Consider the following 12,499-nt stretch of genomic DNA (forward strand, 5'->3'; position numbering starts at 1 on the left):
AAATTCCGAATCAACTTTTTTGACGAACCGAATCTCCGTCATGTCCGCCAAGTTTTATTTTTACTTTTTTTGGCATCTCAGACCGCTGGCGGATCGAGAGGGTTGATGGCGCGTAAAGCGCAACCGAAATTCCCGAAAAAACCGCCGGCGAACCCGGCGGTTTTTTTTCGCCCTTCGCCACCCGGTCGCCGCCGCAGCAAGCTCCGCGGCCCCGACCGAAACCAATGAATTGCCCGAATCGATGAATCTGCCGCACGCGCACTGACCGAACGGCGCCCGGAAAAAGGAGAAACAGCATGCCCCCGCACAATACCGACGACGTCCGCATTCGCGAACTCAAGGAACTGACGCCGCCCGCCCACCTGATCCGCGAATTCGCGTGCTCCGAGGCCGCGTCCGAGCTGATCTACAACTCGCGCCAGTCGATGCACCGCATCCTGCACGGGATGGACGACCGGCTGATCGTCGTGATCGGGCCGTGCTCGATCCACGATACGAAGGCGGCGATCGAGTACGCGGGGCGGCTCGTGAAGGAGCGCGAGCGCTTCCAGGGCGAACTGGAAATCGTGATGCGCGTGTACTTCGAGAAGCCGCGCACGACGGTCGGCTGGAAGGGGCTCATCAACGATCCGCATCTGGACAACAGCTTCAAGATCAACGAAGGGCTGCGCACCGCGCGCGAGCTGCTGCTGCAGATCAACGAGATGGGGCTGCCGGCCGCGACCGAATACCTCGACATGATCAGCCCGCAGTACATCGCCGACCTGATCTCGTGGGGCGCGATCGGCGCGCGCACGACCGAATCGCAGGTGCATCGCGAACTGGCGTCGGGGCTGTCGTGCCCGGTCGGCTTCAAGAACGGCACCGACGGCAACGTGAAGATCGCGGTCGACGCGATCAAGGCCGCATCGCAGCCGCACCATTTCCTGTCGGTGACCAAGGGCGGCCACTCGGCGATCGTGTCGACGGCCGGCAACGAGGACTGCCACGTGATCCTGCGCGGCGGCAAGGCGCCGAACTACGACGCGGACAGCGTGAACGCCGCGTGCGCGGACATCGGCAAGGCCGGCCTCGCCGCGCGCCTGATGATCGACGCGAGCCACGCGAACAGCTCGAAGAAGCACGAGAACCAGATCCCCGTGTGCGCGGACATCGGCCGTCAGGTCGCGGCCGGCGACGAGCGCATCGTCGGCGTGATGATCGAGTCGCACCTCGTCGAGGGGCGTCAGGACCTGAAGGAAGGCTGCCCGCTGACCTACGGCCAGAGCATCACCGACGCATGCATCGCGTGGGACGACAGCGTGAAGGTGCTCGAAGGTCTCGCGGAATCGGTGAAGGCACGCCGCGTCGCGCGCGGCAGCGGCAACTGAAGAACGTCAACAGGCTGACCGTATGGCCCCGCCTGGCGGCGAATTGGCCATGCGGCCAGCCTGCGGTCGGCGTGTTGCTCTGTTAGACTAGCTAACATCATCTAGCTAATCAGAGGATCGGCCATGTCGACCGTCAACATGCACGATGCCAAGTCGCGGCTTTCCAGCCTCGTGGAAGCGCTTGAATCGGGGCGCGAAGCCGAAGTCGTGATCGCCCGCAATGGTCATCCGGTCGCCCGGATCGTTCCGTACACCGCGCCGAAGCGGATCGGCGCAGCCCGTCAGTTGCTTGCCGGATTGAACATTCCGACAAGCGTCGAGGCGTTCAATGCCGGCGATGAATCGATCGCCGCCGACTTCGATGCCAGCTCGGACCAAGGGCTTGCACCGTGAAGCTGCTGCTCGATACGCACATCGCGCTCTGGGCGGCTGAAGGCGCGCCGCAACTTTCGGCAACCGCGGCCGCATTGATCGAACATCCCCAAAACACGCTGTACGTCAGCGCCGCGTCGATTTGGGAAATCGCGATCAAATACCGCAAAGGCAATCTGCCCGTCCATCCGAGAGATGCGCGTTCGGCATTTCGGCTTGCAGGTTTTGCGGAGTTGCCGATCAGCAGCGATCACGCCGAGGCAGTCGCCGCGTTGCCGGATTTCCCGGACCATGCCGATCCGTTCGACCGCGTGATGGTCGCGCAGGCACTACATGAAGGCATGCCGCTCGTCAGCGCCGATCCAAAGGTGTGGCGCTACCACGCAACGCTGATGTTGCGCGCCTGAAGTCGCCCCCACGGCGCCGCAAGTAAAAAAGCCCGGCTCGCGCCGGGCTTTGTCATTGCATCGTTGCGTTCGCCGAGACCGGCCGCCGGTACCTCACTCGAGCGCACCCGAACCGAAGATCTCGGTGTTCACGCGTTCCGGCGCGACGCCGAGCGCGACCAGCGCGTCGCGTTGCGCCTTCATGAACGCGATCGGGCCGCAGATGTAGTAGTCGGCGTCCGGCACCAGCGCGTACTGCTGCACGCGCTCCGGCGTGAGGCGCCCTTCGAGATCGTGATCGACACCGACGCGATCGTTCGGGCCGACCAGTTCATACAACACCGTGCGCTTCACGTTCGCGTGTTCGCGCACCGTATCGTTCAGCCAGTCGCGGAACGCATGCACCGCGCCCGACCGGCAGGCGTGGACGAACCGCACCTCACGCTTGCTGCCCTCGCCGACCAGTGTCGATGCCATCGACACCATCGGCGTCAGGCCGACGCCGCCGGAGATCAGCACGACCGGCGTATCGACGCCGCGCTTCAGCGAGAATTCGCCCATCGGCGCGGTCACCTCGACGATCGCGCCCTCTTCCACGCCGTCATGCATCAGCGTCGACACCTTGCCGGCCGGGATCGCTTCCGGCTGGCCGGCCTCGCGCTTCACCGAGATGCGCAGCCACTTGCGGTGCGGCGCGTCGGACAGGCTGTACTGGCGCGGCTGGTCGACGCCGAGGTCGCCGACGAAGCGCTTCACGGTGACGTACTGGCCCGGCTCGAAAGTCGGCGCCTCGCCACCGTCGGCGGGCGTCAGGTAGAACGACGTGATCTCGTCGCTTTCACGCACCTTGCGGGCGACCTTGAACGGACGGAAGCCGCTCCACGCGGCGCCCGCGTACAGGTCGGCCTCGGCGCCGATCAGGATCTGCGCAAGTTGGCCGTATGCGACGCGCCATGCCTCGAGCGTCTGAGCATCGACCGCGTCGCCGAGCACTTCGACGATCGACGCGAGCAGGTTCTCGCCAACGATCGGGTAATGCTCGGGACGGATGTTCAGGCTCGCGTGCTTGTGCGCGATGTGCGACACCGCCCCGCCGAGCGCGCCGAGGTTGTCGATGTTCGCCGCATACGCATAGACCGCCTTCGCGAGCGTTTCCGGCTGGCTGCCGGTCTTCTGGTGCGTCTGGTTGAACAGGTTCTTCAGTTCCGGATGGCGCGCGAACATGCGCTGGTAGAAGTGCTTCGTGATCGTCGCGCCGTGCACGGCGAGGACAGGGGCAGTGGCCTTCACGCGAGCCATCTGGTCAGCGGTGATGTGGGTCATGTTCGTTCTCCGTTAAACATGCACATACGATACATCTTTAAAAATCGACGTCCCTCGGGCAAATTGTCGCAGCGCGGAAAAACGACACCGGGCGTCAGCGGACGCGCCCGCGCTCCCATAACACGTCCGAGCCGCCATCCGCGCGGTTCAGCACGCGCGCCAGCACGAACAGCAGGTCGGACAGCCGGTTCACGTAACGCCGCGGCGCATCATTGAGCGTGTCGGTGCGCCCGAGCGCGACGATCGTGCGCTCCGCGCGCCGGCACACCGTCCGGCATACGTGCGCGAGCGACGCCGCGCGCGAGCCGGCCGGCAAAATGAATTCCTTCAGCGGCGGCAGCGTCGCGTTGTAGTCGGCCAGCCACTTGTCGAGGCGCGCGAGGTGCGTGTCGTCGAGCACCGCATGGCCGGGAATGCACAGCTCGCCGCCGAGATCGAACAGGTCGTGCTGGATCGTCACGAGCGCCGTGCGCACGTCGTCCGGCAGCGGTTCGGCGAGCAGCACGCCGAGGTTCGAGTTCAGTTCGTCGACGTCGCCGATCGCGGCGATCCGCGCGTCGTCCTTGCCGATGCGCCGTCCGTCGCCGAGGCCGGTGGTGCCGTCGTCGCCCGTGCGCGTCGCGATCTTGCTCAAGCGGTTGCCCATACGAATGTCCTCTCGTGCGCGGCCGCGATGCGGCCCGGTTGGGTTGGAATGCGATTATCGCAGCCCGCGGCGGCAGGTGCAGCAGGCGTTCCAGCGTAGAATGGGCCGAAAGTTTGACAAGCAGTCGTCAGGAGACATTCGTGAATCACCCTGCCCCGCCGGCCGCCACGCGCCGCCCGCTGCCCTCCGCCATGCTCGATGCGCTGCGCGCCGCCTTCGGCGAGCGCGTGTCGACCGCCGACGCCGTCCGCGCCCATCACGGCCGCGACGAATCGCCGTTCGATCCGCAACTGCCCGACGCCGTCGTGTTCGCCCACAACGCCGATGAAGTCCGCCAAGTCGTGTCGCTGTGCGCACTCTACAGCGTGCCGCTGATCCCGTACGGCGCCGGCTCGTCGCTCGAAGGCCACCTGCTCGCCGTGCGCGGCGGCGTCTCGCTCGACCTGTCCGAAATGAACCGCGTGCTGTCGATCAACGCCGAAGACCTGACGGTCACGGTCGAACCGGGCATCACGCGCAAGGCGCTCAACGAAGCGCTGCGCGACACCGGCCTGTTCTTCCCGATCGATCCGGGCGCCGACGCCAGCATCGGCGGGATGACCGCGACCCGCGCGTCGGGTACCAACGCCGTGCGCTACGGGACGATGCGCGAGAACGTGCTCGGACTGACCGCCGTGCTCGCCGACGGCCGCGTCGTGAAGACGGGCTCGCGCGCGCGCAAGTCGTCGGCCGGCTACGACCTCACGCGCCTGTTCGTCGGCTCCGAAGGCACGCTCGGCGTGATCACCGAGATCACGCTGCGCCTGCATCCGCTGCCCGAAGCCGTGTCGGCCGCGATCTGCACGTTCCCGTCGATGGGCGACGCGGTGCGCACCGTGATCGAGACGATCCAGATCGGTGTGCCGATCGCGCGCGTCGAATTCGTCGACTCGCTCGCCGTGCGCTCGATCAACCGCCACTCGAACCTGACGCTCGCCGAAGCGCCGACGCTGTTCTTCGAATTCCATGGCACCGAGGCCGGCGTGAAGGAGCAGGCCGAGCTCGTGCAGACGCTGGCGGGCCAGAACAACGGCCAGGGCTTCGAATGGGCGACCCGCCCCGAGGACCGCACGCGGCTCTGGGCGGCGCGCCACAACGCGTACTTCGCGATGCTGCAGCTGAAACCCGGCTGCCGCGCGGTGACGACCGACGTGTGCGTACCGATCTCGCAACTCGCCGCGTGCGTCGAGGAGACCGAAGCCGACCTGCGCGCGTCGTCGCTGCCCTGCCCGATCGTCGGCCACGTCGGCGACGGCAATTTCCACGTCGCGATCCTGATCGACCCGGACAAGCCCGAGGAGCTCGACGAAGCCGAACGCATCAACGACCGGATCGTCGAGCGCGCGCTGCGCCTCGGCGGCACCTGCACCGGCGAACACGGCGTCGGGCTGCACAAGATGCGCTTCCTGCCGAAGGAGCACGGCGACAACGCGATCGACGCGATGCGCGCGATCAAGCTGGCGCTCGATCCCCGCAACCTGATGAATCCCGGCAAGATCTTCACGTGCTGACACGGCGGCGCGCCGCCGCGCCCCGGCTGGAGACCCAATGAACGCATCCGTCGAACTGTCGAGCGCGACCCGCGCGCAGCGCCAGCGCGAAGTCGTGCAGGCGCTGATGGCCGTGCTGCCGACGCACTGCCTGCTGTTCCGCGACGAAGACACCGCGCCGTACGAATGCGACGGCCTGTCGGCATACCGCCGGCTGCCGCTCGCGGTCGCGCTGCCCGAAACCGAATCGCAGGTGCAGCGCATCGTGCAGATCTGCCGCCGCATGGAAGTGCCGATCGTGCCGCGCGGCGCGGGCACGAGCCTGTCCGGCGGCGCGCTGCCGATCACGAACGGCGTCGTGCTGTCGCTCGCGCGCTTCACGCGCATCGTCGAGGTCGATCCGTACGCGCGCACGGCCACCGTGCAGCCCGGCGTGCGCAACCTCGCGATTTCGGAGGCGGCCGCGCCTTACGGGCTGTATTACGCACCCGATCCTTCGTCGCAGATCGCGTGCACGATCGGCGGCAACGTCGCGGAAAATTCCGGCGGCGTCCACTGCCTGAAATACGGGCTGACCGTGCATAACGTGATGCGCGTGCGCGCGGTCACGATCGACGGCGAGATCGTCGAATTCGGCTCGCTCGGCCTCGACGCGCCGGGCCTCGACCTGCTCGCGGTGATGATCGGCAGCGAAGGGATGTTCGCGATCGTCACCGAGGTCACGGTGAAGCTGATCCCGAAACCGCAGACCGCGCAGCTCGTGATGGCGAGCTTCGACGATGTCGTGAAGGGCGGCGCGGCCGTTGCCGCGATCATCGCGTCGGGCATCATCCCGGCCGGGCTCGAGATGATGGACAAGCCGGCCACCCAGGCGGTCGAGGCGTTCACCCACGCCGGCTACGACCTCGACGCGAAGGCGATCCTGCTGTGCGAGTCGGACGGCACGCCGGAAGAAGTCGCGGAGGAAATCGTCCGCATGACGGCCGTGCTGCGCGAGCATGGTGCGACGCGCATCCAGGTGTCGCGCAACGAAAGCGAGCGGCTGCGCTTCTGGTCCGGCCGCAAGAACGCGTTCCCGGCCGCCGGGCGCATTTCCGCCGACTATTACTGCATGGACGGCACCGTGCCGCGCCGCGCGATCGGCCCGCTGCTCGCCCGTATCGAGCAGCTCGAGACGCGCTACGGGCTGCGCTGCATCAACGTGTTCCATGCCGGCGACGGCAACATGCATCCGCTGATCCTCTACAACGCGAACGATCCGGACGAGCTGCACCGCGCCGAACAGTTCGGCGCGGAAATCCTCGAATGCTGCGTGGAATTCGGCGGCAGCGTGACGGGCGAGCACGGCGTCGGCATCGAAAAGCTCAATTCGATGTGCGTACAGTTCTCGCCGCAGGAGCGCGACGCGTTCTTCGCGGTCAAGCGTGCATTCGATCCGGCCGAGCTGCTCAATCCCGACAAGGGCATCCCGACCCGTGCGCGCTGTGCCGAATACGGTCGCCAGCACGTGCGCGGGGGGCTGCTGCCGCACCCCGACCTGCCGCGCTTCTGAGCCCCCCCCAACCTGTCGCTTCGCGCCAGGCCCACCGAGGGGACTGCGTTCGGGGCGGAAAACGTGGGGCGGCCCGGCGTTTTCCCGAGAACGCCGCGCGGTGCGCGGGCCGCGGCGTACCGCCCTGCCCGCGCGGGCCGTGCGCGCGGCGGCGCCTGCATGCCTTCGTGATACGGGGCTTAGGGATAGTCGCGATGTGAATTCGCGCCACCCCGGTACAATCGACCGGACAACAACGAGGCAGCAACAGAACATGGAAGAGGACGACATCGTCGCCGGATGGGCCGAGCGCATCCGTGCCGCCAGTGCCGACGGCCGGCCGCTGCGGATTCGCGGCGGCGGCACCAAGGATTGGTACGGGCAGGCGCTGGACGGCGAAATACTCGACACGCGCGCGTTTCAGGGCATCGTGTCGTACGACCCGGCCGAACTCGTCGTCACGGTCCGCGCGGGCACGCCGCTCGCGCAGCTTGAAACCGTCCTCGCCGAGTGCGGCCAGATGCTGCCGTTCGAGCCGCCCCACTTCGGCCGCGCGGCCACGGTCGGCGGCTGCGTCGCGGCCGGCCTCGCGGGCCCGCGCCGCGCGACCTGCGGCGCGCCGCGCGATTTCGTGCTCGGCGTCACGCTGATGAACGGCCGCGGCGAAGTGCTGCGCTTCGGCGGGCAGGTCGTGAAGAACGTCGCCGGTTACGACGTGTCGCGGCTGATGGCCGGCTCGCTCGGCACGCTCGGGCTGATGCTCGACCTGTCGATCAAGGTGCTGCCGGTGCCGGTCGCCGAAGTCACGCTGAAGTTCGAGATGACCGCGACCGACGCGGTGCGCAAGCTCAACGAATGGGGCGGCCATCCGCTGCCCGTCAGCGCGAGCGCATGGCGCAACGGCACGCTCGTGCTGCGGCTGTCGGGCGCCGAGGCGGCCGTGAAATCGGCAAAGACGCTGCTCGGCGGCGAAGTCGTCGACGCGGTCGAGGCCGAGCGCTTCTGGGCCGGCCTGCGCGAACACACCGACCCGTTCTTCAACGGTATCCCGCCCGGCTATGCGCTGTGGCGGCTCGCGCTGCCGTCGATCACCGAACCGATGCACCTGCCCGGCACCCAGCTGATGGAATGGGGCGGCGCGCAGCGCTGGTGGATCACCGACGCCGACGCGCAAACGGTGCGCATGAGCGCGAAGCAGGCCGGCGGCCATGCGACGCTGTTCCGCGCGGGCGATTCCTACGACCGCAGCGCGGGCGTGTTCACGCCGCTGCCCGCGCCGCTGATGAAAATTCACCGCGGGCTGAAGGCTGCATTCGATCCCGCGCGTATCTTCAACCGCGGCCGGCTCTACCCTGATCTCTGAGGGATCGATGCAAACGAACCTCGCCGATTTCATCCGCAATACGCCCGACGGCGACGAGGCCGACGCGATCCTGCGCAAGTGCGTGCATTGCGGCTTCTGCACCGCGACGTGCCCGACCTACCAGCTGCTCGGCGACGAACTCGACGGCCCGCGCGGCCGCATCTACCTGATCAAGCAGATGGTCGAAGGCGCGCCCGTCACGCGCAGCACGCAGCAGCACCTCGATCGCTGCCTCACCTGCCGCAGCTGCGAGACGACCTGCCCGTCGGGCGTCCAGTACGGCCGGCTCGTCGAAATCGGCCGCAAGCACGTCGAGGCGCAAGTGCGACGCCCCGTGCAGCAGCGGCTCATGCGCCGCGTGCTCGCCACCCTCGTGCCGAACGAGGCGCTGTTCTCGCCGGTGATGCGGCTCGGCCAGCACGTGCGGCCGCTCTTGCCGAAACGGCTGCGCGACAAGGTGCCGCCGCGCACGCGGCTGCTCGAATGGCCGCAGCGCCCGCATTCGCGCAAGATGCTGATGCTCGCCGGCTGCGTGCAGCCGTCGATGCTGCCGAACATCAACATCGCGACCGCGCGCGTGCTCGACGCGCTCGGCGTCGAGACGCTCGTCGCGCCCGACGCGGGCTGCTGCGGCGCGATCCGCCTGCACCTGAACTATCACGACGAAGCGCTCGACGACGCGCGCCGCAACATCGATGCATGGTGGCCGTATGTCGAGCAAGGCGCCGAGGCGATCGTGATGAACGCAACGGGCTGCGGCGCGACGGTACTCGAATACGCGCACCTGCTGCGCGACGATCCGGCCTATGCGGAAAAGGCGCAGCGCATCGTCGCGCTGACGCGCGACATCTCCGACGTGCTGCTCGCGTTCGAGGCCGAGATCGCGACGCTCGCGCGGCGCCGCGCGATCCATACCGTCGCGTACCATCCGCCGTGCACGCTGCAGCACGGCCAGCAGTCGCGCGGCAAGGTCGAGCGCCTGCTCGAGACGCTCGGCATCGACGTGCGGCTGCCGGCCGACAGCCATCTGTGCTGCGGGTCGGCCGGCACCTATTCGCTGACGCAGCCGTCGCTGTCGTACCGGCTGCGCAAGCAGAAGCTGCTGAAGCTGCAGGCGCTCGAGCCGCAGATGATCGTGTCCGGCAACGTCGGCTGCATCGCGCACCTGCAGAGCGGCACGCAGATTCCGGTCGCGCACTGGATCCAGCTCGTCGAGCATCTGCTGTACGGCTGACGCGGATGGCCGGCCCTGCCGGCGCCCCGTCCGTATAATGGGCGAATCGATGCGGCGCGTGCCGTGCCGCATCCGCTGCCGCATTCGCTGCCGTATTCGCAGCCGTATTCGCTTCTCGTGCCTGCTTCCGTGCCCGTCATGTCCGATTTCGCCGCCCGTCTCGACTCCGTTCACCGCCGCATCGCCGACGCCGCCCGCGCAGCCGGCCGCGATCCCGCCACCGTCTCGCTGCTCGCCGTGGCGAAAACCTTTCCCGCCGACGACGTGCGCGCCGCGCATGCGGCCGGGCAACGTGCGTTCGGCGAGAACTACGTGCAGGAATCGATCGACAAGATCGATGCGCTTGCCGACCTGCGCGCCGCGCTCGAGTGGCATTTCATCGGCCCGCTGCAATCGAACAAGACGCGCCCGGTCGCCGAACGGTTCGACTGGGTCCATTCGGTCGACCGGCTGAAGATCGCGCAGCGCCTCGCCGAACAGCGCCCCGCGCACCTGCCGCCGCTCAACGTCTGCGTGCAGGTGAACATCAGCGGCGAGGCGTCGAAGAGCGGCGTCGCGCCGGCCGACGTGGCCGACGTCGCGCGCGCGGTCGCCGCGCTGCCGGCGCTGCGCCTGCGCGGCCTGATGGCGATTCCCGAACCGGCCGACGATACCGATGCGCAACGCGCACCGCATCGCGCGCTGCGTGCGCTGTTCGACGCATTGCGCGCCGAGGGCTTGCCGCTCGACACGTTGTCGATGGGCATGTCCGCCGATCTCGAGGCCGCGGTGCTCGAAGGCGCGACGATCGTGCGCGTCGGCACCGCGATCTTCGGCGCACGCGATTATTCGCACTGAGCGCCGCCCTTTTCCGCCTTCCCGTTCACTCACTCGCTCAATTCGACACCATGAAAATCGCATTCATCGGCGGCGGCAACATGGCCGCGGCCCTGATCGGCGGCCTGATCAAGCGCGGCGTCGCCGCTGACGGCCTGTATGCCATCGACGTCAACGAGGACGTTCGCGCGCGCGCCGCGCAGCAGTTCGGCATCCGCACCGGCGCGGCCGTCGACGCGGCGCTCGCGGACTACGACGCGATCGTGCTCGCGGTGAAGCCGCAGGTGCTGAAGGACGTCGCGCAGGCGCTCGCGCCGCATCTGAAGTCGCAGCTCGTGATCAGCATCGCGGCCGGCATCCGCGCCACCGACCTCGCCCGCTGGCTCGGCGACTACGCGCGCATCGTACGCACGATGCCGAACACGCCCGCGCTGGTCGGCATGGGCGTGGCGGGTCTCGCCGCGCTGCCGGGCGTCGACGCGGCCGGTCGCGAACTCGCATCGAACGTGCTCGGCGCGGTCGGCGAGATCGTCTGGTTCGACGACGAAGCGCAACTCGACGCGGTCACGGCGATCTCGGGCAGCGGCCCGGCCTACGTGTTCTATTTCATCGAAGCGCTGCAGGAAACCGCGCGCCGCCTCGGCATGAACGACGAACAGGGCCGCGCGCTCGCGGTCGCGACGTTCACGGGCGCCGCGCAGCTCGCCGCGCAGTCGGGCGAACCGGCGAGCGTGCTGCGCGAGCGCGTGACGTCGAAGGGCGGCACGACGGCCGCCGCGCTCGCGTCGTTCGACGCGCAGGGCGTGAAGGAAGCGATCGTGCGCGGCGTGCTCGCAGCCGAGGCACGCGCGAAGGAAATGGGCGACGAGCTCGGCCGCGCGTAAGCGCAGCGACGCCGGCCGGGCTTGCCCGGCAGCGCCAGCAAAAAAGCGGCCCTGGGCCGCTTTTTGCTGGCATCGCGCGCCGGGGCGCGCAACCGCTTCGCTTCAATTGCCTGCCGGGCCGGCCAGCAGGTAATGCGCGGCGATCCCCGCGAACAGCACGCCGCCGAGCCAGTTGTTGTGCCGGAACGCCGCGAAGCACGGCATCCGCTCGCGGTCCTTGATCAGCGTGTAGTGATACAGCGCGCAGCCGACCGCCGCCGCCCAGCCGGCCCAGTACGCGAGGCCGAAACCGAGCGACACGCCGATCCACACGTAGATGCCGAGCGTCGCCGCATAGCACGCCATCACGGCCGCGACGTCGAAGCGGCCGAACGTCAGCGCGGACGTGCGAATGCCGATCTTGATGTCGTCGTCGCGGTCGACCATCGCGTATTCGGTGTCGTACGCGACCGACCAGAAGATGTTCGCGATCAGCATCACCCACGCGAGCATCGGCACCGTGTCCTGCACGGCCGCGAACGCCATCGGGATGCCGAAGCCGAACGCGATGCCGAGATACGCCTGCGGAATCGCGAAGAAACGCTTCATGAACGGATATGAGCCGGCGACGAACAACGCGACGACCGACAGCTCCTTCGTCAGCGTGTTGAGCGGCAGGATCAGCAGGAACGCGATGAACGACAGCACCACCGCGATCGCGACGGCTTCCCATGCGCGGATCTTGCCCGACGTCAGCGGCCGGTCGGCCGTGCGCTTCACGTGACGATCGAAATCGCGGTCGGCATAGTCGTTCATCGCGCAGCCGGCCGAGCGCATCAGCAGCGTGCCGAGCGCGAAGATCACGAGCAGCGGCCAGCGCGGATGGCCGTCCGATGCGATCCACAGTGCGTTGAGCGTCGGCCACAGCAGCAGCAGGCTGCCGATCGGCTTGTCCATCCGGACGAGCCGCAGATACAGGGGAAAGCGGGCAAGCATGGCGAAGCACCGGGAAGAGAATCCCGGCATTTTAGAGCCGAGCGGCGGTTCGCGTCATGTCGGGCCGGCC

At 68.0% G+C, this 12,499-nt stretch carries 13 protein-coding genes; 9 read left to right on the plus strand and 4 right to left on the minus strand.

Annotated features, from left to right (window positions below; genetic code table 11):
• Nucleotides 1-10 precede the first annotated feature (10 nt).
• Nucleotides 11-298, minus strand: coding sequence for a hypothetical protein (locus U5771_RS15095; protein WP_322024717.1), 288 nt, complete (start codon nt 296-298; stop codon nt 11-13).
• On the opposite strand from U5771_RS15095, the gene aroG reads away from it, so the two are divergent.
• From aroG to U5771_RS15110, 3 genes are all read left to right on the plus strand, one after another.
• Nucleotides 297-1,370 (plus strand): 3-deoxy-7-phosphoheptulonate synthase AroG, encoded by a 1,074-nt coding sequence (gene aroG, locus U5771_RS15100; protein WP_322024718.1) that lies wholly within the window; start codon nt 297-299, stop codon nt 1,368-1,370. The two genes, U5771_RS15095 and aroG, sit on opposite strands and share 2 nt — an antisense overlap.
• A 123-nt stretch (nt 1,371-1,493) precedes the next feature.
• The gene (locus tag U5771_RS15105) at nt 1,494-1,763 is read left to right on the plus strand and encodes a type II toxin-antitoxin system Phd/YefM family antitoxin (protein ID WP_059574295.1); all 270 of its coding nucleotides are present in this window, start codon (nt 1,494-1,496) and stop codon (nt 1,761-1,763) included.
• Entirely contained in the window at nt 1,760-2,149 is a 390-nt protein-coding gene (locus U5771_RS15110) for a type II toxin-antitoxin system VapC family toxin (protein WP_060965601.1), read from the plus strand. Before U5771_RS15105 ends, U5771_RS15110 begins: the two co-directional genes overlap by 4 nt.
• Before the next feature lie 93 nt (nt 2,150-2,242).
• On the opposite strand, the gene hmpA is transcribed toward U5771_RS15110, so the two are convergent.
• Nucleotides 2,243-3,451, minus strand: a complete 1,209-nt coding sequence (hmpA, locus tag U5771_RS15115) for an NO-inducible flavohemoprotein (RefSeq protein ID WP_322024719.1) — start codon at nt 3,449-3,451, stop codon at nt 2,243-2,245.
• A 94-nt stretch (nt 3,452-3,545) separates the two neighbouring features.
• Nucleotides 3,546-4,097 (minus strand): cob(I)yrinic acid a,c-diamide adenosyltransferase, encoded by a 552-nt coding sequence (locus U5771_RS15120; RefSeq protein ID WP_322024720.1) that lies wholly within the window; start codon nt 4,095-4,097, stop codon nt 3,546-3,548.
• A gap of 140 nt (nt 4,098-4,237) precedes the next feature.
• Between U5771_RS15120 and U5771_RS15125 the strand changes: the two genes are divergently transcribed.
• From U5771_RS15125 to proC, 6 genes are all read left to right on the plus strand, one after another.
• On the plus strand, nt 4,238-5,647 hold the full coding sequence (locus tag U5771_RS15125; protein WP_322024721.1) for an FAD-binding oxidoreductase: 1,410 nt from the start codon (nt 4,238-4,240) through the stop codon (nt 5,645-5,647).
• A 37-nt stretch (nt 5,648-5,684) separates the two neighbouring features.
• Nucleotides 5,685-7,178 carry an FAD-linked oxidase C-terminal domain-containing protein gene (locus U5771_RS15130; protein ID WP_322024722.1) on the plus strand — a complete coding sequence of 498 codons (1,494 nt, stop codon included), beginning with the start codon at nt 5,685-5,687 and terminating at the stop codon, nt 7,176-7,178.
• A 253-nt stretch (nt 7,179-7,431) separates the two neighbouring features.
• Nucleotides 7,432-8,520: a glycolate oxidase subunit GlcE gene (gene glcE, locus U5771_RS15135; RefSeq protein WP_322024723.1), complete on the plus strand. Its 1,089-nt coding sequence runs from the start codon at nt 7,432-7,434 to the stop codon at nt 8,518-8,520.
• A gap of 7 nt (nt 8,521-8,527) precedes the next feature.
• Nucleotides 8,528-9,754, plus strand: coding sequence for a glycolate oxidase subunit GlcF (gene glcF, locus U5771_RS15140; RefSeq protein WP_322024724.1), 1,227 nt, complete (start codon nt 8,528-8,530; stop codon nt 9,752-9,754).
• A 138-nt stretch (nt 9,755-9,892) separates the two neighbouring features.
• Nucleotides 9,893-10,591: a YggS family pyridoxal phosphate-dependent enzyme gene (locus U5771_RS15145; RefSeq protein ID WP_322024725.1), complete on the plus strand. Its 699-nt coding sequence runs from the start codon at nt 9,893-9,895 to the stop codon at nt 10,589-10,591.
• A gap of 50 nt (nt 10,592-10,641) precedes the next feature.
• Nucleotides 10,642-11,454 carry a pyrroline-5-carboxylate reductase gene (gene proC, locus U5771_RS15150; protein WP_322024726.1) on the plus strand — a complete coding sequence of 271 codons (813 nt, stop codon included), beginning with the start codon at nt 10,642-10,644 and terminating at the stop codon, nt 11,452-11,454.
• A 102-nt stretch (nt 11,455-11,556) separates the two neighbouring features.
• Here proC and ubiA read toward each other — a convergent pair whose 3' ends face one another.
• Entirely contained in the window at nt 11,557-12,429 is an 873-nt protein-coding gene (ubiA, locus tag U5771_RS15155) for a 4-hydroxybenzoate octaprenyltransferase (protein ID WP_322024727.1), read from the minus strand.
• Between the last annotated feature and the right edge of the window lie 70 nt (nt 12,430-12,499).

Origin of the sequence: Burkholderia sp. BCC1977 (genome assembly GCF_905339595.1) — a bacterium.
Classification (GTDB): domain Bacteria; phylum Pseudomonadota; class Gammaproteobacteria; order Burkholderiales; family Burkholderiaceae; genus Burkholderia.